At 55.1% G+C, this 26745-nt stretch carries 25 protein-coding genes and 1 riboswitch; of the genes, 8 read left to right on the forward strand and 17 right to left on the reverse strand.

Annotated features, from left to right (window positions below; genetic code table 11):
* Positions 1-46: 46 nt before the first annotated feature.
* Positions 47-922 (reverse strand): helix-turn-helix domain-containing protein, encoded by an 876-nt coding sequence (locus EH207_RS10740; protein ID WP_137714001.1) that lies wholly within the window; start codon positions 920-922, stop codon positions 47-49.
* Positions 923-1035: 113 nt separating this feature from the next.
* On the opposite strand from EH207_RS10740, the gene EH207_RS10745 reads away from it, so the two are divergent.
* Complete coding sequence (locus tag EH207_RS10745) at positions 1036-1935, forward strand: DMT family transporter (protein ID WP_137714002.1); 900 nt, start codon at positions 1036-1038, stop codon at positions 1933-1935.
* A 60-nt stretch (positions 1936-1995) separates the two neighbouring features.
* Here the strand turns inward: EH207_RS10745 and rhlE are convergent, their stop codons facing one another.
* A complete protein-coding gene (gene rhlE, locus EH207_RS10750; protein ID WP_137714003.1) occupies positions 1996-3363 on the reverse strand; it encodes an ATP-dependent RNA helicase RhlE in 1368 nt (455 codons plus the stop codon).
* Between the two features lie 328 nt (positions 3364-3691).
* Between rhlE and EH207_RS18615 the strand changes: the two genes are divergently transcribed.
* Positions 3692-4102 (forward strand): TetR family transcriptional regulator, encoded by a 411-nt coding sequence (locus EH207_RS18615; RefSeq protein ID WP_137714004.1) that lies wholly within the window; start codon positions 3692-3694, stop codon positions 4100-4102.
* Here the strand turns inward: EH207_RS18615 and EH207_RS10760 are convergent.
* The 6 genes from EH207_RS10760 to moaA all read right to left on the reverse strand — a co-directional run bounded on the left by EH207_RS10760 (position 4056) and on the right by moaA (position 7584).
* The gene (locus EH207_RS10760; protein ID WP_137714005.1) at positions 4056-4766 is read right to left on the reverse strand and encodes a Bax inhibitor-1/YccA family protein; all 711 of its coding nucleotides are present in this window, start codon (positions 4764-4766) and stop codon (positions 4056-4058) included. The two genes, EH207_RS18615 and EH207_RS10760, sit on opposite strands and share 47 nt — an antisense overlap.
* Positions 4767-4862: 96 nt before the next feature.
* On the reverse strand, positions 4863-5315 hold the full coding sequence (moaE, locus tag EH207_RS10765) for a molybdopterin synthase catalytic subunit MoaE (RefSeq protein WP_137714006.1): 453 nt from the start codon (positions 5313-5315) through the stop codon (positions 4863-4865).
* A 2-nt stretch (positions 5316-5317) separates the two neighbouring features.
* Positions 5318-5563 carry a molybdopterin synthase sulfur carrier subunit gene (gene moaD, locus EH207_RS10770; protein WP_137714007.1) on the reverse strand — a complete coding sequence of 82 codons (246 nt, stop codon included), beginning with the start codon at positions 5561-5563 and terminating at the stop codon, positions 5318-5320.
* The gene (gene moaC, locus EH207_RS10775) at positions 5560-6042 is read right to left on the reverse strand and encodes a cyclic pyranopterin monophosphate synthase MoaC (RefSeq protein WP_137714008.1); all 483 of its coding nucleotides are present in this window, start codon (positions 6040-6042) and stop codon (positions 5560-5562) included. Before moaC ends, moaD begins: the two co-directional genes overlap by 4 nt.
* 8 nt (positions 6043-6050) lie before the next feature.
* On the reverse strand, positions 6051-6563 hold the full coding sequence (gene moaB, locus EH207_RS10780; protein WP_137714009.1) for a molybdenum cofactor biosynthesis protein B: 513 nt from the start codon (positions 6561-6563) through the stop codon (positions 6051-6053).
* A gap of 34 nt (positions 6564-6597) precedes the next feature.
* On the reverse strand, positions 6598-7584 hold the full coding sequence (gene moaA, locus EH207_RS10785) for a GTP 3',8-cyclase MoaA (protein ID WP_137714010.1): 987 nt from the start codon (positions 7582-7584) through the stop codon (positions 6598-6600).
* Positions 7575-7723: riboswitch (molybdenum cofactor riboswitch) on the reverse strand. (Overlaps the previous gene by 10 nt.)
* Positions 7724-8025: 302 nt before the next feature.
* Between moaA and EH207_RS10790 the strand changes: the two genes are divergently transcribed.
* On the forward strand, positions 8026-8934 hold the full coding sequence (locus tag EH207_RS10790; protein ID WP_137714011.1) for a gluconeogenesis factor YvcK family protein: 909 nt from the start codon (positions 8026-8028) through the stop codon (positions 8932-8934).
* Positions 8935-9079: 145 nt separating this feature from the next.
* On the opposite strand, the gene uvrB is transcribed toward EH207_RS10790, so the two are convergent.
* From uvrB to bioB, 5 genes are all read right to left on the reverse strand, one after another.
* Entirely contained in the window at positions 9080-11092 is a 2013-nt protein-coding gene (gene uvrB, locus EH207_RS10795) for an excinuclease ABC subunit UvrB (RefSeq protein ID WP_137714012.1), read from the reverse strand.
* Positions 11093-11810: 718 nt separating this feature from the next.
* Positions 11811-12488 carry a dethiobiotin synthase gene (bioD, locus tag EH207_RS10800; RefSeq protein WP_137714013.1) on the reverse strand — a complete coding sequence of 226 codons (678 nt, stop codon included), beginning with the start codon at positions 12486-12488 and terminating at the stop codon, positions 11811-11813.
* Positions 12481-13242, reverse strand: coding sequence for a malonyl-ACP O-methyltransferase BioC (bioC, locus tag EH207_RS10805; RefSeq protein WP_137715327.1), 762 nt, complete (start codon positions 13240-13242; stop codon positions 12481-12483). The genes bioD and bioC overlap by 8 nt, the downstream gene beginning before the upstream one ends.
* The gene (gene bioF / locus EH207_RS10810) at positions 13232-14380 is read right to left on the reverse strand and encodes an 8-amino-7-oxononanoate synthase (RefSeq protein WP_137714014.1); all 1149 of its coding nucleotides are present in this window, start codon (positions 14378-14380) and stop codon (positions 13232-13234) included. Before bioF ends, bioC begins: the two co-directional genes overlap by 11 nt.
* Before the next feature lie 51 nt (positions 14381-14431).
* Positions 14432-15469 carry a biotin synthase BioB gene (gene bioB, locus EH207_RS10815; RefSeq protein WP_137714015.1) on the reverse strand — a complete coding sequence of 346 codons (1038 nt, stop codon included), beginning with the start codon at positions 15467-15469 and terminating at the stop codon, positions 14432-14434.
* A 96-nt stretch (positions 15470-15565) separates the two neighbouring features.
* On the opposite strand from bioB, the gene bioA reads away from it, so the two are divergent.
* From bioA to EH207_RS10840, 5 genes are all read left to right on the forward strand, one after another.
* Positions 15566-16861, forward strand: a complete 1296-nt coding sequence (gene bioA, locus EH207_RS10820) for an adenosylmethionine--8-amino-7-oxononanoate transaminase (RefSeq protein ID WP_137715328.1) — start codon at positions 15566-15568, stop codon at positions 16859-16861.
* 110 nt (positions 16862-16971) lie between these two features.
* Positions 16972-17379, forward strand: coding sequence for a CidA/LrgA family protein (locus EH207_RS10825; protein WP_137714016.1), 408 nt, complete (start codon positions 16972-16974; stop codon positions 17377-17379).
* The gene (locus EH207_RS10830; protein ID WP_137714017.1) at positions 17379-18077 is read left to right on the forward strand and encodes a CidB/LrgB family autolysis modulator; all 699 of its coding nucleotides are present in this window, start codon (positions 17379-17381) and stop codon (positions 18075-18077) included. The genes EH207_RS10825 and EH207_RS10830 overlap by 1 nt, the downstream gene beginning before the upstream one ends.
* A gap of 142 nt (positions 18078-18219) precedes the next feature.
* On the forward strand, positions 18220-19110 hold the full coding sequence (gene cdd, locus EH207_RS10835) for a cytidine deaminase (protein WP_137714018.1): 891 nt from the start codon (positions 18220-18222) through the stop codon (positions 19108-19110).
* Between the two features lie 176 nt (positions 19111-19286).
* The gene (locus EH207_RS10840) at positions 19287-20984 is read left to right on the forward strand and encodes an NAD-dependent malic enzyme (RefSeq protein WP_137714019.1); all 1698 of its coding nucleotides are present in this window, start codon (positions 19287-19289) and stop codon (positions 20982-20984) included.
* Positions 20985-21038: 54 nt separating this feature from the next.
* On the opposite strand, the gene gsiD is transcribed toward EH207_RS10840, so the two are convergent.
* From gsiD to EH207_RS10860, 4 genes are all read right to left on the reverse strand, one after another.
* Entirely contained in the window at positions 21039-21944 is a 906-nt protein-coding gene (gsiD, locus tag EH207_RS10845) for a glutathione ABC transporter permease GsiD (protein WP_137714020.1), read from the reverse strand.
* Between the two features lie 9 nt (positions 21945-21953).
* The gene (gene gsiC / locus EH207_RS10850) at positions 21954-22874 is read right to left on the reverse strand and encodes a glutathione ABC transporter permease GsiC (protein ID WP_137714021.1); all 921 of its coding nucleotides are present in this window, start codon (positions 22872-22874) and stop codon (positions 21954-21956) included.
* Between the two features lie 84 nt (positions 22875-22958).
* Complete coding sequence (gsiB, locus tag EH207_RS10855; RefSeq protein WP_377805050.1) at positions 22959-24497, reverse strand: glutathione ABC transporter substrate-binding protein GsiB; 1539 nt, start codon at positions 24495-24497, stop codon at positions 22959-22961.
* Positions 24498-24530: 33 nt separating this feature from the next.
* The gene (locus tag EH207_RS10860; RefSeq protein WP_137714023.1) at positions 24531-26432 is read right to left on the reverse strand and encodes a dipeptide ABC transporter ATP-binding protein; all 1902 of its coding nucleotides are present in this window, start codon (positions 26430-26432) and stop codon (positions 24531-24533) included.
* Between the last annotated feature and the right edge of the window lie 313 nt (positions 26433-26745).

Consider the following 26745-nt stretch of genomic DNA (forward strand, 5'->3'; position numbering starts at 1 on the left):
ACAATCTGTCAACCCGGAAAGTCAATCGCTTGCCGCCGGCGCACTCTCAACGCGAAGCCGTCTTTCGCAATGTGGATGGCGTGATGCCGCGCTCGCTTTTGAACCGATGGCTGAGGTGGCTGGCGGAGCTGAATCCACAGGCCAGCGCAATCGCGGTGATCGACAGGGTGCAGTGGCGCAGCATGTCTTCGGCGCGCGCCAGCCGCCGTTTCAGCACATACTGGTGCGGCGCCATACCCTCGCTTTGCCGGAACATGCGGGCAAAGTGAAACTCGCTCAAACCGGCTTCCATCGCCAGATCCGCCAGCGTCAGCGCTTCGCCGATGCGACTTTCGATCATCTCTTTTACTCTTCGCCGCACCGCCGGGGCCAGACCGCCGCGCACGTCCGGCAGCGACCATTGCAGTTGGGTGTACTCGCGCAGGGTGTGGATCATCAGCAGCGTCGCCGCGCTGGACAGCACCAGTTGGTTAGCCGGATCGGACCAGCGATTGTTCAGTAAAAACTGCCGGTAAAGGGTGGTGATTTGCGCATCGTCGCAGAAAATCCGCTCTTCGGTACGAATCGATGCGGGACTGCGATCCCAGGTTTGTTCAGCCAGACGACGCAGGTGGTTATCATCACAGTAGAGGTGCACAAAAGAGAGATCGCCGCGAATATCCCAGGTTGATACGCTCTCTTTCGGCATCAGGCAGAAACGATCCGGTCCGCCGCCGTTGCGCCAACCATCCGGCGTTTTATGGTAGCTCTCATAGCCGTCGGCAATATACAGGCTAAGGGTATGGTGATCGCTATTTTCCACAGTCACACGGTCGTGGCGATTGAACCATGAAGCCAACCGCACGCCAGACGCCAGTTCAACGGTATCACGCAATTGAGCTTTATGATGTTGCAGTGTATCGAACACTTTATACCGGTGCATTAACGTCTCCTTCCAATAAACCGCAAGATTATGCTATTGAGCGCAACTCGCTGAAAGCCAACATCGGGGCAAAAATATCATACTGCCGGACAGGATAATCACGAGAGTCTGCTATGAATATTTTACTCTATCTTTCCGTGGTGCTGATTTGGGGCACCACCTGGATCGCCATCAGTCTGCAACAGGGCACGGTTGCCGTGGAAGTGTCTATTTTTTGGCGTTTCCTGTTCGCTTCCGCCATTTTGCTGGCGTTCCTGGCGCTCACCCGCCGCCTTCGTCCCCTATCCACACGGGCGCACCTGCTGTGCATGATCCAGGGATTGTGTGTTTTCGGCATCAACTTTCTCTGTTTTTACCATGCTATCGCCTGGATTTCGAGCGGCCTGGAATCCGTCATTTTTTCCATGGCGGTGCTGTTCAATGCCTTCAACAGCCGGCTATTCTTCGGTCAGCGTCTGACGCGCAATGTCGTTATCGCGGCGCCGCTTGGATTCATCGGTATTGTGGCGCTGTTTTGGCATGACCTGATGAGTCTGGAGACCCACCCGTATTTTCTGTGGGGTGTGGGGCTGAGCTTGCTGGGTACTTACTGTTTCTCGCTTGGCAATATGATCAGCACCCGACACCAGCGGCAGGGACGCGACGTGATGACCACCAACGGTTGGGGAATGTTCTACGGCGCGTTGTGGATGGGTTTATTCAGTCTGTTTCAGGGCTATGATTTTACGCTGGCGTTGACGGCGCGTTACCTGGGCTCGCTGTTCTATCTGGCGGTATTTGGCTCGGTGATTGCTTTCGGCGCCTATTTCATCTTGGTGGGACGTATCGGGGCGAGTCAGGCGGCCTACGCAACCCTGCTGTTTCCGCTGATTGCGCTATCCATTTCCACCCTGTTTGAGGACTACCGCTGGCAGGCAAACGCCATCTTTGGTTTGCTGATGATCCTGGTGGGCAACGCCGTGATGTTCTACCGTCCGCGCCGTCAGGCGGCACAGACCGCGCAGGCGAAATAATCGGTAAGGCAAGATAAATGAAAAAAAGGAGCCGAACTTAACGGCTCCTTTAAACTAAGATTAGCGCGCAGCGGGCTTGCCGCGGTTTTTGGGACGCGGCGAACGGCGTTGACCGTCGTTGGCGCTCCACGGACCTTCGCCATTGCCTGCCGGTTTATGCGGCTGACGAGCGCCGTCGGCGGGTTTGCGATCGCCGTTCCCTCGGTCGGATTGCGCGCGTGGCGCACCGGAACGGCCGCCGCCGCGATTGCCCTGACGACCATTAACGATCGGCTCGGCTTTAACCGACGGGTCAGGCTCATAGCCCGGCACCGCAATGCGCGGAATTTCACGCTTCAGCAGACGTTCGATGTCACGCAGCAGTTTATGCTCGTCCACACACACCAGCGACAGGGCTTCGCCGGTCGCTTCCGCCCGACCGGTGCGGCCGATGCGATGAACGTAGTCTTCCGGCACGTTCGGCAGCTCATAGTTGACCACATGCGGCAGTTGATCGATATCCAGACCGCGAGCGGCGATATCTGTCGCCACCAATACGCGAATGCCGCCATCTTTAAAATTCGCCAACGCTCGGGTACGCGCTCCCTGACTTTTATTGCCGTGGATCGCCGCCGCGGTGATGCCGTCTTTTTCCAGCAGTTCGGCCAGGTGGTTGGCGCCGTGTTTGGTTCGGGTAAATACCAGCACCTGCTGCCAGTTATTCTCGCCAATCAACTGAGACAACAGTTCGCGCTTACGGCGCTTATCCACAAAATGTACATGCTGCGTAACCAGTTCCGACGGGGTGTTGCGGCGCACCACTTCAACCGAGGCCGGATTGGTCAGTAGTTTGTTCGCCAGCGTTTTAATCTCATCGGAAAAGGTCGCCGAGAACAACAGGTTCTGACGTTTCGCCGGCAGCTTGGCCAGAACCCGGCGGATATCGTGAATGAAGCCCATATCGAGCATGCGATCCGCTTCATCCAGCACCAGAATTTCAACCTGAGACAGATCAACCGCGTTCTGATGCTCCAGATCAAGCAGACGGCCCGGCGTCGCCACCAGAATATCCACACCGCCGCGCAACTTTATCATCTGCGGATTAATGCTGACGCCGCCAAACACCACCAGCGAACGTAACCGCAGGTATTTGCTGTAGGCACGCACGTTTTCATCAATCTGTGCGGCCAGCTCACGGGTTGGGGTCAGGATCAACGCCCGTACCGGACGGCGGCCTTTCGTCTGCGGCTCGCGGCTGCTCAGCAATTGCAACAAAGGCAACGTGAAGCCGGCCGTTTTGCCGGTGCCGGTTTGCGCGCTGGCCATCAGGTCACGGCCGTCCAGCACCACAGGAATCGCCTGACGTTGTACAGGCGTAGGCTCACGGTAGCCCTGTTCTTCAACAGCGCGCAAGATGTCGGCGCTCAGGCCGAGAGAATCAAATGACATAATAGAAAACAACTCCAGATCCGCCCTGACCGGATAACAACCGGTGTAGTTTTCAGGGGGATGATAAGACGTGTTTGCCGGGTCACCAATAACGCAATAATAATGACATAAGCAATAGCCACGATGAACGAGCACAACTACGGTGCGTAACTGCCGACGATTGTAGCAGAGATTCTGAACGTTAAGAGATTTTTATCTATGCATCACCAGATTTATTATTTCAATCGCCAGGACGTCTGAAGACTTTATTTGTGATCAACATCGATAAAAACCCTCAAAATTCGCCTAATATTAATCAACTAATTGATTAATAAAGTTAAATAGACCTATGACTTTAAAACCCGCGTTTTCCAGCCGCTGCAATCAAACCCGGCGGCAACTCGTCAGTGCCGCGTTGGACGTTTTTGGCGAATACGTCCCGCAAGCGGCAACGACGCATGAAATCGCCAATCGCGCCGGGCAAAACATCGCCGCTATTGCCTATCACTTCCAGTCGAAGAAAGGGCTTTATCTGGCGGTCGCCAACTGGATTGCGGACGACATCCATCAGACTTATCGCCCGCTAAGGACTCAGGCCGCGCCGTCACCGGCAGCGCGGTTTATGCCATTTAATGCGGCGCAATATTGCGTGAATGAGGAGCAAAACAAAGACGCGGAATCCGCGCCTTTGAAAAGGAATACCGAAAGAAAACTTAGCGTCGGTTGCCGAAAATACGCAACAGCATCAGGAACAGGTTGATGAAGTCCAGGTAGAGCGTCAGCGCGCCGACGATCGAGTATTTGCGAAAATTATCCTTGTCATCCACGGACAATTCTTCACCGATGCGTTTCAGTTTCTGCGTGTCATAGGCGGTTAATCCCACAAATACCACCACGCCGATATAGGTCACCGCCCACATCAGCGCCTCGCTTTTCAGCCACAGGTTCACCAACGAGGCCAGCACAATGCCGATTAGCGCCATGAACAGCATACTGCCCCAACCGCTCAGATCGCGTTTGGTGGTGTAACCATACAGGCTCATCGCACCGAACATCCCGGCGGTAATCACAAAGGTACTGGCGATGGATGCCCCGGAATACATGATGAAAATGCTTGAAATCGTCAGCCCGGTCAACGCGGAGTAGAGCATAAACAGGCTGGTTGCCACCCCGCCGCTCAATCGCTGCACCATACCGGAAATCACAAACACCAGCCCCAGTTGGGCAATAATCAGACCAAAGAACGTGATCTGACTGGAGAAAATAAAATTCAGCACCGCCGGAGTATGAGCGGTATACCAGGAAACGAACGCCGTCAGCAGCAACCCGCAGGTCATCCAACCATAGACTTGCGCCATATAAGCCTGAAGGCCGGACTGTGCGCGTTCAACTAGAGAATCACTCGAGCGTGGATACCTATCCATGACCTTACCTTTGCATTGAGTTGTTACGTAAGAGACATCTACGTCTCACCTGTTTTTATGGTAACACATAAATGTCAGTTCAGCCGAAACCGCCCGCTACCAGCGCGCCGCCGCTTGTTTGTCGCTATCGCGGGAGTCAACCCAGCGCTCACCCTGAGGCGTTGCTTCACGTTTCCAGAACGGCGCGCGGGTTTTCAGATAATCCATAATAAACTGCGCGGCGTCAAACGCGGCGCTGCGGTGAGCGGCGCTGACGCCGACAAATACAATTTCATCGCCCGGATAGAGGGCGCCGACCCGATGGATAACGCTAACGCGGGGAAGATCCCAGCGCGCGCGGGCCAGTTCAACAATCTCCGCCAGCGCTTTTTCCGTCATGCCGGGGTAGTGCTCCAGCGTCAACGCGCTGACGTTGACCGCCAGGTTGTGGTTACGCACTCTACCGGTAAAGGTGACGACCGCGCCGTCTTCATCGCACTGCGCCAGCCATTGATACTCATCACCGACGTTAAAAGGTTCTTCGCCGATGCGAATCCGGGTTTGCGCCATTTTCATCCTCCGGTTACTGGTGGAAAAAAGGCCACTTCGTCGCCGTCCTGTAGCGGATGCTGCATCTCCACCAGCGATTGATTCACCGCCGCCAGCAGCCTGCCGGAAGAGAGCGCCAGCGCCCAGCGCGCGCCTCGTTGACAAAGTCCCTGCCGCAATGCGTCGACCGTGGCATAGTCGGCGGGCAAGGTAAGGCTATCCGTTTCGGTCAACTCCCTCACCTGAGCAAAAAACAGCACGTTAATCATGATGCCTCCGCCCGGAAATCGCCGGATTTTCCACCGCTTTTCGCCAACAGGCGCACCGGACCAATCACCATATCTTTCTGTACGGCTTTGCACATGTCATAAATCGTCAGCGCCGCTACCGATGCCGCCGTCAGCGCTTCCATCTCCACGCCGGTTTTACCGGTGAGGCGGCACAGCGATTCGATGCGCACACGACCATGTTCAGGCTGTGCTTCAAGCTCTACCGCTACTTTACTCAACAGCAAAGGGTGGCAAAGCGGGATCAACTCCCAGGTACGCTTCGCCGCCTGAATACCGGCAATACGCGCGGTGGCGAACACGTCGCCTTTGTGGTGGCTGCCATCGATAATCATCGTCAGCGTCTGCGGGGACATTTCGACAAAGGCTTCCGCGCGCGCTTCACGCACGGTCTCCGCTTTGGCGGAGACATCCACCATAGAGGCTTCACCGGCAGCGTTAATATGAGTCAGTTGTGACATATATAAGGTTACTTTTTCAGGTGGGGATAAAAATTACAGGGCTTGTGGCGCGCATCCAACTGTGTCTGAATAATGCGTTCCCAAGCGGAGCGGCAGGCGCGGGTCGAGCCCGGCATCGCAAAAATGACCGTCTGATTGGCCACCCCCGCCGTCGCCCGCGACTGTATTGTGGCGGTGCCGATATCTTCGTAGGACACCATACGAAACAATTCGCCAAACCCCTCGATTTCACGATCGAACAACACACGGATCGCTTCCGGCACTCGATCGCCCTCGGTGAACCCGGTTCCGCCATTAATCAGAATGACCTGCACATCGTCACTGGCGATCCAGTGCGAAACCTGCGCTCTGATCTGATACAGATTCTCTTTGACGATACTGCCGGCAATAATCCGGTGTCCGGCGGACTGCGCGGCCTCACGCAGATAGTCGCCAGACGTATCATCGGCCGCCGTACGTCGCGCGGACACCGTGAGCACTGCAATATTGAGAGGAATAAATTCGCTGCTGACTTTGCTCATACCAAACTCCTGACGAAGAGACGTTAAGGGGGGCTTAGCCGCCAATAAACGACAGATTCTGCGTAATGCCGCTGTTGCCCTGATGCAGAAAGTGGGTCTGTTTTTTGGCGGATAAACCACCGGAAATACGCATTTTCAGTGCTTCCCGTTGCCGATCGTCCGCCATCAGGTCACGCAACGGAATACCTTGCTCTCCAAACAGGCAAAGATGCAGATTACCGACGGCAGAGACACGCAGACGATTACAACTCAGGCAGAAATCCTTCGCGTAAGGCATGATCAGCCCAATCTCACCCAGATAGTCCGCATGCCGGAACACCAGCGCCGGCCCGTCGCTGCGACCGCGCGCCTGGTGTTCCCAGCCCTGTAGCAACAGACGTTTGCGGATCGCCTCGCCGGAAACATGATGCTTCTGGAACAACGCACCGCCTTCACCGGTTTCCATCAGTTCAATGAAACGCAACTGAATCGGACGCGCTTTGATCCAGTCCAGGAAGGTTTGCAGACTCGCATCATTGACATTGCGCATCAGTACGGTATTCACCTTCACCCTGGCAAAACCGCACGCAAAGGCCGCATCAATGCCGTCCATCACCTGACGGAATTTATCCTGCCCGGTAATGGCGTGAAACTGGCGGGCATCGAGGCTGTCCACGCTGACGTTCAGCGCCGTCAGCCCCGCCTCACGCCACGTGGCGACGTCGCGCGCCAGACGATAGCCGTTGGTGGTCACCGCCAGTGTACGGATCGCCGGGTTTTCACGGATCGCCGCGATGATGTCGACAAAATCCCGGCGCAGAGACGGCTCTCCCCCGGTAAGGCGGACTTTCTCCGTTCCCAGCTCCGCAAACGCACGGCTGACGCGGCGGATTTCATCGAGGGATAAAAAATGACGGGGAGTGTTGCCATTCGGCTTATAGCCATCCGGCAAACAGTAGGTGCAACGAAAATTGCAGACGTCGGTGATCGACAGACGCAAATAGTAGAACTTGCGCGCAAACGCATCAGTCAGTTGACTCACTATAAACACCTTTCCAAATACGGGAGATGCAGGCATTTCTACCTCGCACCCTGGTGACCATTACGGCCACGGCCGGGGCGCCTTATCATGCGTTGTCGATGCATCACTTAGGCGCCAGGGCTAGGAGTTTGGTTCCCGGCGGCACAACGGCGAACACGCCAGATCGTGCGGAACGGAAACCGTGATTTTCACGGCTCAGTCTACCGCCAACCCGAGCCGACAGTCACTTAAAAAGTCGATATATAAATAAATATATAACGAATTTTCAATATGTTATATTGGATAAGCTTACTTTAAAATCAACAGAATAAATTGTTCCAGGTCACACCAGAGAGAGGATTTTTCGCCTTTTTGACAAAAATCGGCTACCTTACCGACAGCGGGGCACTTTCCCCTTCCATCGTCATATTTATTCAGCTATTTCAGTTATTAAGGATTACTATGCGCAATCGCACGTTGGCCGACCTCGACCGGGTTGTCGCCCTTGGCGGCGGACACGGACTGGGCCGGGTCATGTCTTCCCTTCCTTTTCTGGGATCGCGGCTAACGGGCATTGTCACGACAACGGACAACGGCGGGTCAACCGGCCGAATCCGTCGCTCGGAAGGCGGTATCGCCTGGGGCGACACCCGCAATTGCCTGAATCAGTTGATTACCGCCCCCAGCCTCGCGTCCGCCATGTTTGAATACCGTTTTAACGGCAGCGGAGAACTGGCGGGACATAATCTGGGCAATCTGATGTTAAAAGCGCTCGATCATCTGAGCGTCCGTCCGCTCGAAGCCATCAATTTGGTACGTAATCTGCTCAAGGTTGACGCCTATCTGATCCCCATGTCCGAGCAGCCCGTTGATTTACGGGCGACCGATGAACAGGGAAATCCGGTTTACGGCGAAGTCGCCATCGATCAGCTATCGGCCTTACCGCAGGCGTTGACGCTGTTTCCCCCGGTGCAGGCGACGCAGGAAGCCCTGACCGCCATTGCGCAAGCCGATCTGATTTTAATCGGCCCCGGCAGCTTTCTGACCAGCCTGATGCCGCCGCTGCTGCTCGCCGATCTCACGCGCGCACTGTGCCAAACACAGGCTGCGAAGGTGTATATCGACAATTTAGGCGAGGAACAAAGTCTGCCGGCGACCCGTCTGTCACTGGGCGAAAAGCTGGGACTGATGGAGGAAAAGATTGGGCGACGGGTTATTGACGCCGTCATCGTCGGCCCGAAAGCGGACGTCAGCCAGCTATGCGATCGCACGGTCGTACAGCAAGCGCTGGCCGCGGCAGACGTCCCCCATCACCATGACCGCCAGATGCTTTGTCAGGCGCTGGAAACGGTGTTGCAAAGACTGGGGTAATTCAATCCCGCAGCCAGGACGTAGGAGTCGCGGGCAAATCCGACGGCCGTCGATCCTGGCCGAAATCTGCCATAAACAACACATCCACACCGGGTCGCGTAAAATTCATGCTGATTTCCCAAAACGTTTCGGTTAACAGCATTCGTCAGGACGCGGCGATAAACTGCGCCCGCAGCGCCTGCACTTCGTCACGCAGGCTGGCCGCTTCTTCAAATTCCAGATTCTGCGCATGCGTCATCATTTTGCTTTCCAGCTCGCGGATTTTCTGTTCCAGCGCTTTCGGCGTCAGTAACGCATAGTGAGCTGACGGCTCGGCGGCTTTCTTGCCGCGTCCCTTGCCTCTGGCGCTGCTTGGCTGACCAATTTGCAGAATGTCGGCAATTTTCTTGTTCAACCCTTGCGGCACAATGCCGTGTTCCAAATTGTAGGCTTGCTGTTTTTCCCGGCGACGTTCCGTTTCGCTAATGGCGCGCGCCATTGACGGCGTGATCTTATCGCCGTAAAGAATCGCCTTGCCGTTCAGGTTACGCGCCGCACGGCCGATGGTCTGAATCAGCGAACGCTCCGAGCGCAGAAAGCCTTCTTTGTCGGCGTCCAGAATCGCCACCAGCGACACTTCCGGCATGTCCAGCCCTTCCCTTAGCAGGTTGATCCCCACCAGTACATCAAATTCGCCAAGCCGCAAATCGCGAATGATTTCCACACGTTCGACGGTGTCGATATCCGAGTGCAGATAACGCACGCGTTCGCCGTGCTCTTCCAGATATTCCGTTAAATCTTCCGCCATGCGTTTGGTCAGCGTAGTCACCAGCACACGCTCATTCACTACGGCGCGCAGGCGTATTTCGGACAGCAAATCGTCCACCTGCGTAGCGACCGGCCTGACCTCCAGCACCGGGTCCAGCAGCCCCGTCGGACGCACCACCTGATCGATCACTTCGCCGCCTGATTTCTCCAGTTCGTAGTTGCCCGGCGTCGCAGAAACGTAGATGGTCTGCGGCGCCAGCGCTTCAAATTCCTCGAACTTCATCGGACGGTTGTCCAGCGCGGAAGGCAGGCGGAAACCGTACTCCACCAGCGTTTCCTTGCGCGCCCGGTCGCCGCGGTACATCCCGCCTATCTGCGGAATGGTCACGTGAGATTCATCCACCACCAGCAATCCATCGGCGGGCAGGTAATCGAACAGCGTGGGCGGCGGTTCGCCTGGACCGCGCCCGGACAGGAAACGGGAGTAGTTCTCGATCCCGGAGCAATAGCCCAGCTCATTCATCATTTCCAGGTCAAACTGCGTTCGCTGACTGATCCGCTGCTCTTCCAACAGCTTGTCGTTCGCCAACAGTACTTTACGGCGTTCGGCCAGTTCAGTTTTGATATCTTCCATCGCCTGCAAAATACGCTCGCGCGGCGTCACATAGTGCGTTTTGGGATAGATGGTATAGCGGGGCATCGTCTGGATAACTTGTCCGGTTAGCGGATCGAACAACGACAGCCGCTCGACCTCTTCATCGAACAACTCGACACGCAGCGCCACATCATCCGATTCGGCGGGAAAGATATCAATCACTTCGCCGCGCACGCGAAAGGTGCCACGCTGAAACACCTGATCGTTACGGGTGTATTGCAACTCCGCCAGCCGCCGTAAAATGGCGCGCTGATCAATCAGCATCCCCTGCGTCAGATGCAGCATCATTTTCAGATAGAGGTCGGGATCGCCCAAACCGTAAATCGCGGAAACCGAGGCCACCACCACCACGTCTCTGCGTTCCAACAGCGCTTTGGTGGCCGAAAGACGCATCTGCTCAATATGTTCGTTCACCGATGCGTCTTTCTCGATAAAGGTATCGGAACTCGGAACATAGGCTTCCGGCTGGTAGTAATCATAGTAGGAGACGAAATATTCCACCGCGTTATCGGGGAAAAACGCCTTCATCTCGCCATAAAGCTGTGCGGCCAGCGTCTTGTTCGGCGCCAGCACCATGGTCGGACGGTTTAAATCCGCGATCACATTGGCAATGGTGAATGTTTTCCCGGAACCGGTCACGCCCAGCAGGGTCTGATGCGCCAACCCATCCTCCAGCCCTTCCTCTAAACGACGAATGGCCTCTGGCTGGTCGCCTGCCGGTTTAAATTCGGACTTCAGCTTAAAGACTTTACTCATGGTTGAACACGCTACTCGTGAATGGACGGTTAATGACGAACGAAGGGAACGAAACAGCGTTCCGTGACACATAGCTATTATGGTAAACAATTGCGGATTTTACTTCCGTCATGATACTGGATATAAAAACAGCATCAAGGAAATTATTTACGGGTAGTTCGATTAATCAGCAAATTTATTCGCTAGCACAATAGTTGATAATCTACCAGTAGAAGCAGCATTATTTATCCCCAGCCCTGGGATTTTTTAACGAAAATAAACCATCGACGCGGTTAATTTATGCAACGGCCCGTTTATCGTAATCAAGGCGCTTGATTTTGAATAACGTAATGATTTAAAGAAGATTAATAAAAAAGCAGAGAATAACGTCAACCGGTCGCCAACCCGCGTCAGCTCTCGGTTGGCGCGATTTTTCTATCCCTAATACACACAGTTATCCACAGAAATGGTGGATAACTCCCACAACACCGCACCCGCATTGAGTTGCTGAAATACTACCGTCATCTTATATCACGATGGATAAAAATTTTTTTAACGATGTTTGTGCAATTTATTTTATAAGTATTAAACTGAAAAACAGTTAAAACAGAAACCGTGATGCAGGCGCGGCGCTAAACGCAGCAAGGGTTAAGCGGAAATTTCAAGCGTTTTTTTCTATTGACAGAACGAAATGAGTCCCACCACGGAAACGCTTCGCATCTCGCCCGAATACAAACCATCAGTCCAGTCGTGTCAGATTAATAAATTGCCCCAGATCTTGAAGCTTCAGCGGAGCCAGATGCGGAATTTCGCCCAGCATCGGGGCGGAGAGGCGCTGCTGTAAGCTGGTCAAATATTCCCGATGGCGTTTTCCCGGCGGTGCGATGTTGTTGGCGATCCAGCCGCTCAGTTTTAATCCCGATTGCGCAATTGCATTAGCCGTCAGTAGCGCGTGGTTAATGCAGCCCAATTTGATCCCCACCACCAGAATGACGGGTAACTGCTCCAGCCAAACCCAATCGGCAAATGTCTCCCGCGCCGACAGCGGGGTAAACCAGCCGCCCGCCCCTTCCACCAGCACCCAGTCCGCCTGCGTTACCAGTCGCCGCAAACCGTCGGACAGCGCAGCCAACTTAATCGGCCGCCGCTCCCCGGCACTGACAATATGCGGCGACGTCGGCTCGACGAAGGCCATCGGATTGACCACCTGATAATCAAGCGGCACGCTGCTGTTCGCCTGAAGCGCCAGCGCGTCGCCGTTGCGAACGCCATCCGGGGTGATATCGCAACCGGACGCTACCGGCTTATACCCTGCCGTGCGGTATCCGGCACGATTCGCGGCTTGCAACAACGCGCAACTGGCAATAGTCTTGCCGACTTCCGTATCCGTTCCCGTAACGAACCAGCGTTTAGTCATGATAAATCACGCCGTAAATCAATTGATAGCTGAGCGGATACCCCTCTGGGCGCTGCGGATAAACCGCCGACAGCCGGTTAAGACGGGAACGGCTCAATAATCCCGGCGTGCGCCCCTGATGCAACCAGGTCGCCCCGATCCCCTTCAACGATTTCATCAACGTCAGCACATCGGGAAAATGACAGGTAACACACTCCTGACGGAGCTGATGACGATAAGGGCGACAGGCCGCTTGAATCGTCGCCACAGAAAGAAAAGGGTTAACCCGTCGGGTGCCGTCCAACCGCATCCAGGCATGGGCAAGTTCTTCCAGCGACCCCTCCGCCAGGGTAGAAAAAGCGACGATCCCCCCCGAACGCGTGACCCGATACAACTCAGCCAGCGCACGGGGTAAATCGTCACACCACTGCACCGCCAGATTGCAGTAGCTGATATCCACGCAGCGATCTTCCAGGGGCAGATGCTCAATATCGCCCTGCACGTAACGTTCCGCCACCCGCTGCTCGCTGGCGTGGGCCAACATAGCCGGAGAGAGATCCAGTGCAATTACCCTTTTTCCCTGTTGCTGCCAGTAGCGGCTGAAATAACCGGTTCCGCAGCCGGCATCCAGAAGCTGTTGCCCATCGTGCGGCGGCATCAGGTTAAGCAATCGCTCTCCGCTGGCGCGCTGCAATTCGGCAAACCGATCGTAGCTGGCGGCCGCGCGGCCAAACGACTGCGCAATGGCCTGCTTGTGACGTGCATCAATAAGCATCATGCAGCCCCGCCAGCAGTCGTTCGATATCCTCCGGCTGATGAGCCGCCGTCAGTGTAATGCGCAAACGCGCACCGCCGGGGGGCACCGTGGGAGGACGTATCGCGCTCACCCACAGCCCCTGCTCGCGCAGCGTGTTCATCAAGGACAGCGCTCGTTTATTCTCCCCCACCACCAGCGGTTGGATAGCGCTCAGGGAATCCATCAGTTGAAAAGCCGACGCGGATAAACCGGCGCGGAATTGGGCGATATTGCGTTGCAGTGCATCCCGCCGTTGCTGCTCATCGCGGATACAATGTAATGCGGCACTCAGCGCGCAAGCCTGTGGCGCGGGCATGGCAGTGCTGTAAATGAGATGCCGGGCGAACTGCAAGAAGTATTCCGCCAGCGGTTCATCACACAACACCGCAGCGCCGCTAATGCCGAAAGCCTTACCGAATGTCACAATCAGCAGTTCCGGTTTTACGCCCTGTCGCCAGCCGCTTCCGCGCCCTTCTTCCCCCAACACGCCAATACCGTGGGCATCATCCACCATCAGCAACGCGCCGTGCGCTTTCGATTGCGCGTGTATTTGCGCCAACGGCGCCATATCACCGTCCATGCTGAACACGCCTTCGGTCACCACCAGCGTTTGCCCGTCCACCGGCTTTTCCAGCAGTTTTTGCAGGCTATCCACTTGATTATGCCGGAAGCGCCGCAACGTCGCCGGGGAATGCGCCGCCGCTTCCAGCAGGGAAGCATGGCTGAACTTGTCGGCCAGAATGCGATCGCCCGCCTGCGTCAAGGCCGCGACAACCGCCTGATTAGCCGCGTAACCGGAAATAAACAGCAGCGCGCGCGGGTATCCCAACCAGTCGGCCAACCGGGTTTCCAGTGCGGCATGCGCATCGGTATAGCCCGTCACATGCCCGGAACCGCCGCTGCCGACGCCGTATTGCGCCGCCCCCTGCTGCCAGGCCCGGATGATCTTGGGGTGATGACTTAACCCCAGATAGTCATTACTGGAAAAATTGAGATAACAGCGATCGCCCTGCATCATCCAGCGCCCGCTGCCGCCCTGATTGCTCTGCCGCTGACGATACGCCTCATCCCGCCGCCGCTGCGCCAGCGCCTGTTCAATACGCGTTTGCCAGCTCATCCCGCGTTGCTCCGCATTATCCTGCCCCTGGGTAGCGATAACTGATCGACGTTATACAGCGGCATTATAAAACTGCTCGCTGTCGCTATGGATCAATTGATCCGTCAGCCGCTGCTGCTGCTGGTTATCGCCATATTCGACGTCGGTCTGCTGCGGATTCAGCCCCAGCTTACGAAACAGTGCCAGATCCTTGTCTTCTTTGGGGTTCGGCGTGGTCAGAAGTTTGCAACCGTAGAAAATGGCGTTGGCGCCCGCCATAAAACACATGGCTTGCGTCTGTTCGCTCATCTGCTCGCGTCCGGCGGACAACCGAACATAGGAAGACGGCATCATAATACGGGCGACGGCAATGGTGCGGATAAAATCAAACGGGTCGACATCATCATTATCGGCCAGCGGCGTGCCCTTTACTTTGACCAGCATATTGATGGGAACGCTTTCCGGCGGTGTCGGCAGGTTGGCCAGTTGTACCAGCAATCCGGCCCGGTCGCGCACGGTTTCCCCCAGGCCGACAATCCCGCCGGAACAGACTTTGATCCCCGCCTGGCGAACCTTATCCAACGTATCAAGACGCTCCTGATAGCTACGCGTGGTGACGATACTGCCGTAGAATTCTGGTGAGGTGTCCAGATTATGGTTATAAAAATCCAGCCCGGCGGAGGCCAGACGCTCCGCCTGATGGTTATTCAACGTACCGAGCGTCATGCAGGTTTCCATCCCCAGTTCTTTTACGCCTTGTACCATCTGCTCCAGATAGGGCATGTCGCGCTCATGGGGATTTTTCCAGGCCGCGCCCATGCAAAAACGGGTCGAGCCGGCCGCTTTTGCCTGACGCGCCGACGCCAGCACCTGCTCCACCTGCATTAGTCGTTCGGTTTCAATTCCGGTACGGTAGCGGGAACTTTGCGGACAATATTTACAGTCTTCCGGGCAAGCGCCGGTTTTAATGGATAGCAGGGTACTAACCTGCACCTGACGCGGATCGAAGTGCCGACGATGCACTTGCTGGGCCTCAAACATCAGTTCCAGAAACGGTGTGTTGAAGAGCTTTTGCGCTTGCTCAAGCGTCCAGTTAATACGGTCAGCCATCTCGGCATCTCCAAAATAAAAAACGTTTCGTCAGTTTAAATTAACCCGATATACTGTCAACCAAATGGAACTCAATTTGGTTGACAGCGTACCATGATGACCCCGGAAGACTTAGCCTTTGACCAGCGCCATATCTGGCATCCTTACACGTCAATGACGCAGCCGCTCCCCTGTTATCCGGTGGTATCGGCCAATGGCGCCGAACTGCAACTGAATGACGGACGTAGACTGATCGACGGCATGTCCTCCTGGTGGGCGGCGATCCACGGCTACAATCATCCGGCGATCAATCAGGCGGTGCAGGATCAACTGTCGCAAATGTCACATGTGATGTTCGGGGGCATTACCCATCCCCCGGCCGTCGCGCTGTGCCGCCGGTTGGTGGATATCACCCCGGCCGGACTGGAGTGCGTGTTTCTGGCCGACTCAGGTTCCGTCGCGGTTGAAGTGGCCATGAAGATGGCGGTGCAATACTGGCAGGCGCGTGGCGAAGCGCGCCGGCGTTTACTTACCCTGCGCCGCGGCTATCACGGCGATACCCTGGGCGCGATGTCGGTGTGCGACCCGCAAAACGCCATGCACAGTCTGTATCAAGGCTATCTCCCCCAGCATCTGTTTGTGGACGCGCCGCAATGCGGCTTTGACGCCGATTGGCTGGAGACAGACATTGCGCCACTGCGTACCGCGCTGGACGAACAGTCTCACACGATTGCCGCCGTCATTCTGGAGCCGATCGTTCAGGGCGCAGGCGGTATGCGTTTTTATCATCCGGCTTATCTGCGGCAGGTGCGTGAACTGTGCGACCAGCACGGCGTGTTACTGATCGCGGACGAAATTGCCACCGGATTTGGCCGTACCGGTAAACTGTTCGCCTGTGAACACGCGGCGATCGCCCCGGATATATTGTGTCTGGGGAAAGCGCTGACCGGCGGCTATATGACGTTATCCGCCACGCTGACCACCCGCGCGGTAGCTGAAACCATCAGCAACGGCGCGGCAGGCTGTTTCATGCACGGCCCGACGTTCATGGCCAACCCGCTGGCCTGTGCCGCCGCCAACGCCAGCCTATCGTTGTTGGCGGAAAATCGCTGGCAACCGCAGGTAAAAGCGATTGAACAACAACTGCGCCAAGGTCTTATGCCGCTTACCGGGTCCGGGCAGGTCGCCGACGTTCGGGTGCTGGGCGCGATCGGCGTGGTGGAAACCCGCCGCCCGGTGAATATGGCGCGACTGCAACACTTTTTTGTCGAACGCGGCGTATGGATTCGCCCATTCGGCAAGCTGATTTACCTGATGCCGCCGTTTATCATCCAATCCTCGCAGTTGTATCGGCTCACATCGGCAATTGGCGAAGCGCTTGCGGACGCCAGCCTGTTTAACAATGAGTCCTGAATCACACCATAAGATTGCAACTCAAACATCTTGCTCGGAAAACTTGTGAGCTGTGGCACGCTAATTCCATAAGCGCTATGATGATGACCTCGGTTAATCAGGAATTTCCTATGCGTAATACGTTCACACTATGCTGGCAGTATTTACGCGCTTTCGCATTGATTTACCTCTGTCTGCTGGCAGGCAATGCGATATCCGCGTTACTTCCGTTGACGATTCCCGGCAGCATCATAGGGATGCTGATTCTGTTCTCACTTCTCGCCTCGCAGATCCTGCCCGCCCAGTGGGTGAAACCCGCCTGCCGCCTGTTAATCCGTTATATGGCGCTGCTGTTCGTGCCGATTGGCGTGGGCGTCATGAACTATTATGACTTGCTCAGTCAACAGTTCGGCCCGATTGTCGTCTCCTGTGTGATCAGTACGCTGGTGGTGATGATCACCGTCGGCTTCAGCACACAACTCATGCAACGTAAACAGATCATCGGAAACAATCGTCTGCAAGGTAAGGAAAAAGAATAATGCTGGCCTCTTTATGGTGGTCGTTGCCGCTCACTTTGTGCGTTTTTTTTGCCGCCCGTAAGCTGGCGATATGGACCAAAATACCGTTGCTGAATCCGTTGCTGATTTCAATGGTCATTATTATCCCGCTGCTGCTGCTACTGCATATTCCTTACGATCGCTATTTCAAAGGAAGTGAAGTGCTCAATGACCTACTGCAACCCGCCGTCGTCGCATTGGCTTTTCCTTTATACGAACAGCTTCACCAGATCCGCGCCCGCTGGAAATCGATTATCAGCGCCTGTTTTATCGGCAGCGTGACCGCGATCGTTTCCGGTACGCTGATCGCTCTGTGGATGGGCGCATCGCCTGAGATTGCCGCTTCCGTGTTGCCCAAGTCCGTTACGACACCCATTGCCATGGCGGTGGCCGACGCTATCGGCGGCATTCCGGCTATCAGCGCCGTCTGCGTGATTTTTGTCGGTATTCTGGGCGCTGTGTTAGGGCACAGCCTCTTTGATCGCCTCGGTATCAAAACCAAAGCCGCGCGCGGTTTATCAATGGGAACCGCTTCACATGCTCTGGGCACGGCACGTAGTGTGGAAGTGGATTTTCAGGAAGGAGCATTCAGTTCACTGGCGCTGGTCATTTGTGGAATTATCACCTCGCTGATTGCGCCCTTTATATTTCCCGTCCTGTTACATTTATTTGGGAAATAACGTGAACAAGAAATTTTTTGAAATATATCGCGTATTTAATATTTAATTTTCATTAATTTCACATATGAAGAGATAATAGTCACAATTTATTGCTACTTTGATCGCTGACATGATTTATTGACTGGTAAAAGAGTACGCCGACATGCATCCACGTTTTGAAACCGCCTTTCAACAATTACCCGCCAGCCTGCAATTCCCCCTGGCGACGATCCTGCACCGCCCGGATTTTTCCGCCATGCTGACTGCCGATGAAGTGGAAAGTTTGTGCCGCGCCAGCCGGTTGGATCGTGATACGCTGGCGTTTGCTTTGCTCCCACTAGCCGCCGCCTGCGCCCAGGCGATGATATCCCATTTTCAGGTTGGCGCGATCGCACAAGGCATAAGCGGTAATCTCTATTTCGGCGCTAACATGGAGTTTGCTCACGGTCAGCTTCAGCAAACGGTGCACGCCGAACAAAGCGCCATCGCCCACGCCTGGTTACGTAATGAAAGAGGGTTGAACTCCATTACGGTGAATCACACGCCTTGCGGCCACTGCCGGCAATTCATGAATGAATTGAACTGCGCGGCTTCACTGCGTATCCAACTCCCTGGACGCCAGCCCGCCCTGCTCAGCCACTATTTGCCAGACGCCTTCGGCCCGGGCGATTTACAAATCGAGACATTATTGCTGGATGATGTGAATCACGGCTTTGTGCTGGAGAAGGCGGACGGGCTTACGCTGCACGCACTGGAAGCCGCCAACCTCAGCCACGCGCCATACAGTCATGCCATCAGCGGTATCGCTCTGGAAACGGTGAACGGCCGTCTCTATACTGGTCGTTATGCGGAAAACGCCGCGTTCAATCCCAGCCTGCCGCCTCTGCAAGCTGCGCTGAATCTGATGAACCTCGCCGGCGAAGCGCAAACCGCCATCCGCCGGGCGGTGATTGTCGAATGCCGCAACGCCGCGATTGTCCAGGGGACGATATCGCAAATCATGCTGGCTGAATTTGGGTGCACGGACGTTGCCCTGCATTTCATTGACAAATAATGGCAACAATTTTGTGAAGTGAATCGATTCATTCTATTTTAATGCCCAGATTCAAGTTATCTGTAACTATTTAAATTAACAATTCCTGTACATAATTTCTGGGTAATTTAAGATCCGTTCAGCTTTTGCTAATATCATATCAATTCGTTTCTGTTACCCGAAGAGTAAAAAAAGTCATGGAATTAGAATACGAAAGTAAACGACCTCTCTACATCCCTTACGCTGGTCCAATATTACTTGAATTTCCGTTGCTGAATAAAGGCAGTGCTTTTACTGAAGAAGAGCGCACTGACTTTAATCTGCACGGTTTGCTGCCAGAAGCCGTTGAGACGATTGAAGAACAGGCCGAACGCGCCTGGCGTCAATACCAGGAATTCAAGAACGATATTGAGAAGCATGTCTATTTACGCAATATCCAGGATACTAACGAAACGCTGTTCTATCGCCTGCTGGACGCTCATCTGAGCGAAATGATGCCAATCATCTATACGCCGACCGTGGGCGAAGCCTGTGAGCACTTCTCCGATATTTATCGCCGGGCCCGCGGCCTGTTTATCTCCTACCCGAACCGCGCGCATATCGACGATATGCTCCAAAACGCCACCAAGCAGAATGTAAAAGTCATCGTTGTGACCGACGGAGAACGTATTCTGGGTCTGGGCGATCAGGGCATCGGTGGTATGGGGATTCCTATCGGTAAACTCTCGCTGTATACCGCGTGTGGCGGCATCAGCCCGGCTTACACCCTGCCGGTTGTTCTGGATGTGGGCACCAACAACCCGCAGCGCCTGAACGATCCGCTGTACATGGGCTGGCGTCATCCGCGTATTACCGATGACGAATACTATGCGTTCGTCGACGAATTCATTCAGGCCGTCAAACGCCGCTGGCCGAACGTCCTGTTGCAGTTTGAAGACTTCGCACAGAAAAATGCGACCCCGCTGCTAAACCGCTACCGTGATGAACTCTGTAGCTTCAACGACGACATTCAGGGCACGGCCGCCGTCGCACTGGGTAGCCTGATTGCCGCCAGCCGCGCCGCGGGCAGCCAGTTGCGCGATCAGACAGTGGTCTTCCTGGGCGCCGGCTCCGCCGGTTGCGGTATCGCCGAGCAAATCGTTGCCCAGATGAAATCCGAAGGTCTGAGCGAAGACGAAGCGCGCGCCCGCGTCTTCATGGTTGATCGTTTCGGCCTGCTGACGGATAAATTACCGAACCTGCTCGACTTCCAGAGCAAGCTAGTGCAGAAAAGCGATCTGTTGACCTCCTGGGACGTGACCAGCGATGCCATCTCCCTGCTGGAAGTGGTTCGCAACGCCAAACCGACCATCATGATCGGGGTTTCCGGCCAGCCGGGTCTGTTTACGGAAGAAATTATCCGTGAAATGCACAAACACTGCGCCCGCCCAATCGTTATGCCGCTGTCCAACCCGACCTCCCGTGTGGAAGCCCGCCCGGAAGACATTATTCGTTGGACCGACGGCACCGCGCTGGTCGCGACAGGCAGCCCGTTCAGCCCGGTCACCTATCAGGACAAGGTTTACCCGATTGCCCAGTGCAACAACTCCTTTATCTTCCCAGGCATTGGATTGGGCGTACTGGCCTCCGGGGCGAAACGCATTACCGACGGCATGCTGATGGCAGCCAGCCGCGCATTGGCCGACTGTTCACCGATGGCCAACAACGGTGACGGCGCGTTACTGCCGGATCTCGAGGATATTCAGGAAGTATCCAAGCGTATCGCGCTGGAAGTGGGTAAAGCGGCACAGTTGCAAGGTGTCGCGGTCGTGACGTCAGGCGACGCACTGGAAAAGGCGATTGCGCACAATTTCTGGCAGCCGCAGTACCGTAACTACAAACGAACTTCTTTCTAATTAATAGTCTGTAGTAAAAAAGCGCGGCCCGATTTTAGGCCGCGCTTTTTGCATCTAGCCTTTCAGCTTCGGATCAAGCGCATCACGCAAGCCATCCCCCAGCAGATTAAACGCCAGCACCGTCAGGAAAATCGCCAAGCTGGGAAAAATCGCCACGTGGGGTGCAATCACCATATCGGAACGCGCTTCATTGAGCATCGCCCCCCATTCCGGCGTTGGCGGCTGAGCGCCCAGCCCTAGAAACGACAAACTGGCCGCAGTGATAATCGACATGCCGATGCGCATGGAGAAATACACCACAATCGACGACACCGTGCCGGGAAGAATATGCCGGAAGACAATCGTCCAGTCGGACGCCCCGATACTGCGCGCCGATTCAATGTAAGTCTGGTGTTTCAGTACCAGCGTATTGCCTCTGACCAATCGGGCAAACGCCGGGATACTGAAAATCGCTACCGCGAAAATCACATTCGCCATCCCGCTGCCCATAATCGCCACCACTGCAATCGCCAGCAAAATACCGGGAAAAGCGAACAATACATCGCAAATGCGCATGATTGCCCGATCCCACCAGCCTTCATAGTAACCCGCCAATAACCCGAGTGACGTACCGATCAGCATCCCGATCAGGACGGAAAAAATGCCCGCCGCCAGCGAAATTCGTGCACCCAGCAAAATTCGGCTGAAAATATCACGCCCCAGCGAATCCACCCCCAGCCAGTGCGTCGCGGACGGCCCTTCATTCAGCCGATCGTAATCAAAGTAGTTTTCGGCGTCATAGGGGATCAGATAAGGCGCCAGTAGTGCAACAAGGATCAGCAAAGCTACGAACAGACCCGCCAGCAAAGCCACATGCTGGCAACGGAAGCGTCGCCAGAATTCATGCCACGGAGTACGAATTTGATTCTCCCCGATTGTCGGCAGAGTGGATAACACCGCGTTACGCCGCCAGTTTTTCATTCCCTTTCCTCATTGATAACGAATCGACGGGTTAATTGCGGCATACAGCATATCGACCAACAAATTGATCAGGATAAACTCCAATGAAAACAGCAACACCTCCGCCTGAATGATCGGATAGTCGCGCATCTCCACCGCATCCACCAACAACCGCCCCAGTCCCGGCCAGTTAAATACTTTCTCGACCACAATCGAACCGCCCAGCAGAAAGCCGAATTGCAGGCCCATCATGGTCACGACCGGAATCAACGCATTTCGCAAACCGTGCTTAATCACCACCATCAATTCAGGCACTCCTTTTGCCCGCGCCGTACGCATATAGTCTTCCCGCATCACCTCGACGAAAGACGCGCGGGTGAAGCGGGCCATGATCGCCGACACCGCCGCCCCCAGCGTGATGGAAGGCAAAATATAGTGCAGCCAGGTGTCCGCGCCGACGGTGGGTAACCAGCCCAGCTCAACGGAAAACACCTGCATCAGCAGCATGCCAAGCGCAAAGGCGGGAAACGATATCCCGGATACCGCCAGCGTCATGCCGATTCTGTCCGGCCAGCCATTGCGCCACACCGCCGATATCACACCGATCGCCATGCCAAAAATCACCGCCCAGACCATACTGCTGACGGTCAGCCAGAACGTCGGCATAAAGCGCGTGGCAATCTCTTCCACCACCGGCCTTTTGGATACCATCGAGTGACCAAAATCGCCTTGCAGACTACGCGTGAAGAAGCGCCAGAATTGTTCCGGCAGCGGCTTATCCAACCCCAAATCCTGGCGGACCAGTTCAACCACCGTCGCATCCGCTTCCCGTCCGGCCGCCAGGCGTGCCGGATCGCCCGGTAGAAGGTGGACGAACAGAAATACCAGCACCATGACGATCAACATCGTGGGAATCAGACCCAATAGTCGTTTAATAAAATAATTCAGCATGGATTGGTTTCTACCCCTATCCCCCATCAATACTAAAGAACAGGGAGACCGCACGGTCTCCCTGATTACGCGAATCAAACCGGCTTAATTTTTCAGATCGGCATCGTCAAAGTTAAACGCGGTATCGGGCATCACATAGAAACCGGTCAATTTTTTGCTGTTGGCCGAAACCAGCTTTTCCGTTGCCAGGAAAACCCACGGCGCATCGGCCCAGATTTTATCCTGTGCGTCTTTGTACAGTTTCTGTTTTTCCGCCCGATCGGTGGTTTTCAGCGCGTTCGTCAAATCCGCATCAACCTGTGGATTGCTGTAAAAAGCCGTGTTGAACAGCGCAGGCGGCCAGGACGAGGTGGCGAACAGCGGAGACAAGGCCCAGTCCGCTTCTCCGGTTGACGCGGACCAGCCGGTGTAGAACATGCGCACCCCGGTCTCCTTCACGCCTTTGCCTTCAACTTCCGCCGCACGCTGGCCAGCATCCATTGCAGTGACTTCCACCTTAATGCCTACCTGCGCCAGCTGTTGCTGGGTAAACTGCAACACTTTCTGTGCCGTGCTGTGGTTATGCGATGACCACAGCGTGGTGGTGAAACCATTCGGATACCCCGCCTCTTTCAATAGCTCGCGGGCTTTCGCCGGATCATAGGGCCAGGGCTGATACTTCACCGCATAATCAATGCTGGGCGGCAACGGCCCTTCCGCGGGTGTGGCATAGCCGGAGAAGGCCACTTTGATCAGCGCGTCTTTGTTGATGGCGTAGTTAATGGCCTGACGCACCTTGAGATTATCAAACGGCTTCTGCGTCACATTAAGGCTGATATAACGGTGCAGAATCGAAGGGGATGACACCAGCGCCAACTGGTCATTCTTTTCCAGCACTTTGGCCTGCTCAAACGGAATCGGATAGGCAAAGTGCGCTTCGCCGGTTTGCAGCAGCGCGGCGCGGGTGTTGTTATCTACGACCGGGCGCCAGGTGATGCTATCGAGCTTCGGCAGGCCCGCTTTCCAATAACCGGTAAACTTCTCGGCTTTGACGTAATCCGTCTGGTTCCAGGTGACAAAGCGGTATGGTCCGGTTCCCACCGGGTGGAAGCCGATCTGTTTACCATACTGTTTTAAGGCCGCCGGCGAGATCATCACGGCCGCCGGATGCGCCAGATTATTTATAAATGCCGAGAAGGGCGACTTCAGCGTGATTTTCACCGTCTGCGCGTCAATCACTTCAGTCTTGTCAATCATCTTGAACAAGTTGTAGCGTTTCAGTCGGTTTTCCGAGTTGCTGGCGCGATCCAGATTGACTTTGACCGCTTCAGCGTTGAAATCCGTACCATCATGAAACTTCACGCCCGGATGCAGTTTGACGGTATAAACCAGCCCATCGGGGCTGGTTTTATAGCTCTCAGCCAGCACATTGACCAGTTTCATATCCTTGTCAAAACCAAACAATCCCTGATAGAACGACTTAGCGACAGTCTGTGACAACGAGTCGTTGGCATCGTAAGGATCGAGACTGGTAAAGTTGGAAGCCACCGCGATCACCGCATCTTTCGCCGCCCAGACGGGCGCCGTCGCCATTGTCGCCGCAACACCCGCGGCGACTAACCAGTTACGCTTTAAAATTATCATATTCATTGTGTTACCTTCTCCTTGTCAGTCCCGTCAGTAAGCGCCGGCAATCGGGTGATGCGCGACAAAATGTCGTTCACCAACCTGAACCAGAGGCGCAGTGATAGGTTCATCGCCTATTGCCCGAATCGGGCTCGGTATTTCATCAACCAGTAAAACACGTTCACGATGACGTCGCGCAGGATCGGCAATCGGCACCGCCGCCATCAGCTTGCGGGTATAAGGATGGCGGGGATTCTCGAACACCGCGCTGCGCGGGCCGATTTCCACAATCTGTCCCATGTACATCACGGCAACTCGATGGCTAATCCGTTCCACCACCGCCATATCATGCGAAATGAATAAAAAAGCGATGCCGAATTCGCGCTGTAGATCCAGCATCAAATTGATAATTTGCGCCTGAATGGAAACATCCAACGCGGAAACCGCTTCATCCGCAATCACCACTTTGGGATTCAGGGCCAACGCTCTGGCGATGCAGATACGCTGACGCTGTCCGCCGGAAAACTCATGCGGATAACGGCGGGCATGCTCGGGTTGCAACCCGACCCGCGCCAGTAGCCATTCAACGCGCCGTTCAGCCGCCTGCCGGTTCCCAACCCCGTGAATCAACAGTGGTTCCATAATGGAAAACCCGACGGTCAGACGCGGATCAAGCGAAGCGTAGGGGTCCTGAAAAATAAACTGGATGTCCCGGCGCAAATGCTGTAGCACCGAACCGTGCAGTCGATCAATCTGCCGACCGTCAAAAACAATCGTTCCGTTCTGGCTTTCCACCAGTTTCAGCAAGGTGCGGCCGGTAGTGGACTTGCCGCATCCCGACTCGCCGACCAACGACAGCGTTTCGCCCGGATAGAGATCAAAGCTCACGTTTTCGACGGCGTGCACCTGACGCGTCACCCGGTTAAACACGCCGCTGCGCACCGGAAACCGCGTGACCAGATTCTTCACCTGGAGAATGGGCGTGGCCTTCGCGGGAATGGTATCCTGCGGCGAACTATCGGCGATCTGCTGTGTTTCCTGATTCAGCAGCGGGAATTTTGCCGGAAACGCATGACCTCGCATCGATCCCAGGGTCGGCACCGCCGCAAGCAGCGCTTGCGTGTATGCATGCGACGGCGCATTGAAAATCTGATTAACGCTTCCGGCCTCCACGCTTTCTCCGCGACACATCACCATCACCCGGTCAGCAACTTCGGCTACTACGCCCATGTCGTGGGTGATGAAGATGACAGCCATGTTCATTTCACGTTGCAATACACGTATAAGTTGCAAAATTTGTGCCTGAATGGTGACATCCAGCGCCGTGGTCGGCTCGTCGGCAATCAGCAGCGACGGTTTGCAGGAAAGCGCTATGGCAATCATTACCCGTTGACGCATCCCGCCGGAAAGCTGATGGGGATAACGGTTCAGTACGTTACGCGCTTCAGGAATCCGTACCAAATCCAGCATGTGCAAGGCTTCACGCCGCGCGGCACGACGTTCCATCCCCTGATGCAAACGAATGGATTCGGCAATCTGCTCACCGACCGGAAAGACCGGATTCAGCGAGGTCATCGGTTCCTGAAAGATCATGCCGAGATCGGCGCCGCGCAATTTACGCATTAGCCCCTGACGGGTTAGCCGCAAATCCAGCACCAGCCCGTTACGTTGGCGAAACAGCATATCCCCCTGCTGAATCACCCCACCTGCCTGCTCAATCAATCGCATCAACGCCAGTGACGTCACCGACTTCCCCGATCCGGACTCGCCGACAATAGCCAACGTCTCCCCTCGATCCACCGAAAAGGTTAAATCGCGTACCGCATCCGTTCGCTGCCCCTGCTGCTCAAAATAAACGCTCAGATTGCGAACTGCCAATATCCGTTGGTCAGGCAGGGAAAGATTGGGTGAAGAGATAAGCGGCGATACAGAACGGTACCGTGTTAAAGCCATTAACTGTGAATCTCCATATTTACAGGGAGCCGCGCTTACGGCTGTTCCATCAGGAACGAATGATTAACGTATTCAGACTGTGGCGCGAATTGTTTATCGCAGTCATCCCTTTACCGGCGGTGGCCCAAAGCCACGTCGCCACCACACTCGCTTTTTGACTATATTTAGCGCGAGGTATGTTGTAAAGCGGAAATTTGATCAAGGCTTTGATAAAAATTCTTTTATAACATTAAGTTAATAAAAGCAAAAAAACAATCTATCGGCGCCTGCGCTTAATGAACGTCCATTTAGCATCATCGCCTGACGCACAAAC

It is taken from the genome of Brenneria rubrifaciens, assembly GCF_005484945.1.
GTDB lineage: Bacteria > Pseudomonadota > Gammaproteobacteria > Enterobacterales > Enterobacteriaceae > Brenneria > Brenneria rubrifaciens.

Bases quoted from the DNA above. Each gene is read 5' to 3' on its own strand.
- EH207_RS10740 (WP_137714001.1), bottom strand. From the start codon at position 922: ATGCACCGGTATAAAGTGTTCGATACACTGCAACATCATAAAGCTCAA.
- EH207_RS10745 (WP_137714002.1), top strand. From the start codon at position 1,036: ATGAATATTTTACTCTATCTTTCCGTGGTGCTGATTTGGGGCACCACC.
- rhlE (WP_137714003.1), bottom strand. From the start codon at position 3,363: ATGTCATTTGATTCTCTCGGCCTGAGCGCCGACATCTTGCGCGCTGTT.
- EH207_RS18615 (WP_137714004.1), top strand. From the start codon at position 3,692: ATGACTTTAAAACCCGCGTTTTCCAGCCGCTGCAATCAAACCCGGCGG.
- EH207_RS10760 (WP_137714005.1), bottom strand. From the start codon at position 4,766: ATGGATAGGTATCCACGCTCGAGTGATTCTCTAGTTGAACGCGCACAG.
- moaE (WP_137714006.1), bottom strand. From the start codon at position 5,315: ATGGCGCAAACCCGGATTCGCATCGGCGAAGAACCTTTTAACGTCGGT.
- moaD (WP_137714007.1), bottom strand. From the start codon at position 5,563: ATGATTAACGTGCTGTTTTTTGCTCAGGTGAGGGAGTTGACCGAAACG.
- moaC (WP_137714008.1), bottom strand. From the start codon at position 6,042: ATGTCACAACTGACTCATATTAACGCTGCCGGTGAAGCCTCTATGGTG.
- moaB (WP_137714009.1), bottom strand. From the start codon at position 6,563: ATGAGCAAAGTCAGCAGCGAATTTATTCCTCTCAATATTGCAGTGCTC.
- EH207_RS10790 (WP_137714011.1), top strand. From the start codon at position 8,026: ATGCGCAATCGCACGTTGGCCGACCTCGACCGGGTTGTCGCCCTTGGC.
- uvrB (WP_137714012.1), bottom strand. From the start codon at position 11,092: ATGAGTAAAGTCTTTAAGCTGAAGTCCGAATTTAAACCGGCAGGCGAC.
- bioD (WP_137714013.1), bottom strand. From the start codon at position 12,488: ATGACTAAACGCTGGTTCGTTACGGGAACGGATACGGAAGTCGGCAAG.
- bioC (WP_137715327.1), bottom strand. From the start codon at position 13,242: ATGCTTATTGATGCACGTCACAAGCAGGCCATTGCGCAGTCGTTTGGC.
- bioF (WP_137714014.1), bottom strand. From the start codon at position 14,380: ATGAGCTGGCAAACGCGTATTGAACAGGCGCTGGCGCAGCGGCGGCGG.
- bioB (WP_137714015.1), bottom strand. From the start codon at position 15,469: ATGGCTGACCGTATTAACTGGACGCTTGAGCAAGCGCAAAAGCTCTTC.
- bioA (WP_137715328.1), top strand. From the start codon at position 15,566: ATGACCCCGGAAGACTTAGCCTTTGACCAGCGCCATATCTGGCATCCT.
- EH207_RS10825 (WP_137714016.1), top strand. From the start codon at position 16,972: ATGCGTAATACGTTCACACTATGCTGGCAGTATTTACGCGCTTTCGCA.
- EH207_RS10830 (WP_137714017.1), top strand. From the start codon at position 17,379: ATGCTGGCCTCTTTATGGTGGTCGTTGCCGCTCACTTTGTGCGTTTTT.
- cdd (WP_137714018.1), top strand. From the start codon at position 18,220: ATGCATCCACGTTTTGAAACCGCCTTTCAACAATTACCCGCCAGCCTG.
- EH207_RS10840 (WP_137714019.1), top strand. From the start codon at position 19,287: ATGGAATTAGAATACGAAAGTAAACGACCTCTCTACATCCCTTACGCT.
- gsiD (WP_137714020.1), bottom strand. From the start codon at position 21,944: ATGAAAAACTGGCGGCGTAACGCGGTGTTATCCACTCTGCCGACAATC.
- gsiC (WP_137714021.1), bottom strand. From the start codon at position 22,874: ATGCTGAATTATTTTATTAAACGACTATTGGGTCTGATTCCCACGATG.
- gsiB (WP_377805050.1), bottom strand. From the start codon at position 24,497: ATGATAATTTTAAAGCGTAACTGGTTAGTCGCCGCGGGTGTTGCGGCG.
- EH207_RS10860 (WP_137714023.1), bottom strand. From the start codon at position 26,432: ATGGCTTTAACACGGTACCGTTCTGTATCGCCGCTTATCTCTTCACCC.